The sequence below is a fragment of the Corallococcus sp. CA054B genome (genome assembly GCF_003611625.1).
In the GTDB taxonomy this organism is placed as follows: Bacteria; Myxococcota; Myxococcia; order Myxococcales; family Myxococcaceae; genus Corallococcus; species Corallococcus coralloides.
In genome coordinates, this window is record NZ_RAVY01000379.1 from 1 (window position 1) to 2,093 (window position 2,093).

The following is a 2,093-nucleotide window of genomic DNA, read 5'->3' on the forward strand; positions in this document are numbered from 1 at the left end:
ACCCGGTCTCCTTCACCATCAGCCGGTCGCCCACCGCGCGCGCCAGCTCCACCGTGTCCACGCCGTCGTGCAGGTAGAAGCTCGCGTCCTCGGAGAGGAGCACCGCGTCCACCGCGGGCTTGGACACCGCGGACAATGGCACCCACTGCTGCCTCCGGCGCGGCTTGCGCCCGGCCTCGCGCGCCTCGGTCGCCCGCTGCTCGATGAGCGCCGTCGTCTTCGGGTTCTCCTTCGCCAGGGAGTCCGCGTCCGGCAGCCCGGCGAACGTGAGCGCCGCGGTCCCCACGCCCAGCACCAGCACGCCCACGAACACCCAGCGCGCCCACCGCCTCCTTCGCGGCGGAGGCGCGGGCTGCACCTCCGGCGGTGCCGGCGGGATGGGCCCGGCGGGTTCGGGGCTCGGGGGCCCGGATGGACCTTCGACGGTGGACATCTGCCGGCCGTGTCTAGCGCCGTGCCGTCCGGGCGTCACCCTTCACGGCGAGCTTCGCGGACGCCAGCCGCGGCTCGGGCGAACGCCAGCGCTCGTCCACCGACGCGAAGCCCGCCACCAGCTCTCCCGCCAGGTAGCCGCGCGTCTTCTTCCCCTTGCGGCGCAGCCAGTCGTTGATGACTTGCCCCTTCGCGTCCTTGCGCGCCTCCGGCTGCGCGAGGTTGAAGCGCGAGCGCTTCACCAGCCCGCCGGACTTGTGCACGAACGTCACCGTCCCGTCCGTCCCCACCCGCTCCACGATGCCGATGTGCGTGAGGCCGTCGTTGATGAGGCCGTCGCGGTTGCGGTCGAACGTGTTCTTGAAGAACACCAGCGCGCCCGGCTTCGGCGTCTCCGTCAGCATCCCCAGCGCGCGCGCCTTGCGGTGGATGGCCGTGACGCCGTTCTCCTCCGGCAGCACGTCGTCGGGCAACAGGTCCAACCGCCGCTGCTGGAACGCCAGCCGCGTCATGCCCGAGCAGTCATCGCTCACCGTCGAGTTCATCTTCGCCAGCGTCGTCATCCCCACCCAGGACTTCGCCCGCCACAGCGCCCGGTCCGCCAGCTGGACCGCCGGCCGGGCCTTCTTCGCCGCCGTGGCCTTGTTCGCTGCCTGAGCCGCCCCGCCCCACACCAGCGCGCTCACCAACGCGCCCACCCACACGCCTCGTCCCATGCGCACGCGACAGAGCAACCGCCGTGCCCGGCCTCCGTGGCGTTGCGCATGTCCACCTCACGACGAAGCGCGCGCCCCCTTCGGCACGCGCTGGGCAAGGAAGTTCCCACCCACGGCAACCGCGCGCCCTGAATCCCTCAGGGCACGACGAGGTTCGGGGTGGCCGGCTCGGAGCCCCGGTTCCCGTTCGCGGATTCCTGCCCGGCGCTCGACGGGACGTTGTTCCACAGGGTGCCGCCCTTCACCCGCAGCCGGCCCGTGTCGTTCACCTGCATGAGGTGCGAGTCGTGGACGGTGGGCCCCCGAACGCGGCCCGGGTGGTCAGGCACGGCGCCCATGGGCGGAGGGGACGCCTCGCCTTCATAGGCCCGCGCCGGCGCACAGCCGCTGCTCGCGCATCCGGGGCTGAAGGACTCGCCGGGCGGGCTCGGGGCGCGGGTCCGCTCGGGGGCCCAGGTCCGCGCGGGCCTGGGCTGTATCAGTCTCGGAGGGTTGGGGGCCGGGAACTCCGTGGGCGACGGGCTCTTCTCCCGGGCCTCCAGCGAGACCATCAGCGGCAGCGCCAGCCCCAGCACCGCGAACTGCCCCACGGCGCCGGGCATTCGCGAACCGGGCGCGGGCAGCACCTGGGTGCGCAGGCTCGACAGGATGAAGGCACCGCCAATGGCCGTGCACAGCGCGAGCGCCCCCCACGTCATGGCCTGCGCCGTGATGACAATGGAGGACAGGCGCCAGGTCGCGCCCGCGTCCACCGCCGCCCGCCAGGCGTTGTCCTTCCAGTCCGCCGCCGGCCCGGCCATGCCGTAGCCCACCGCGCACGCCGCCACCCACACCGCGGCGCCATGCACCTCACGCCGCAGGAGCCACCCCTGCGTGAGACCCACCGCCACCCCCATCCCGATGAACGCCGTCCCGGGCGAGAGTCCCAGCGCCACGGCCAGGGCC

3 protein-coding genes are annotated in these 2,093 nt (G+C 73.4%); all 3 read right to left on the reverse strand.

Going from position 1 to position 2,093, the window contains the following annotated elements; translation table 11 throughout:
- A partial coding sequence (locus tag D7V80_RS40795; protein WP_233586097.1) for a transglycosylase domain-containing protein occupies positions 1-433 on the reverse strand: 433 nt, incomplete at its 3' end.
- 13 nt (positions 434-446) lie between these two features.
- The gene (locus D7V80_RS40800) at positions 447-1,154 is read right to left on the reverse strand and encodes a CHAP domain-containing protein (RefSeq protein ID WP_147447398.1); all 708 of its coding nucleotides are present in this window, start codon (positions 1,152-1,154) and stop codon (positions 447-449) included.
- A 131-nt stretch (positions 1,155-1,285) separates the two neighbouring features.
- Positions 1,286-2,093, reverse strand: an 808-nt coding sequence (locus D7V80_RS42070) for a hypothetical protein (protein WP_304988485.1), incomplete at its 5' end; no start/stop codon positions are given.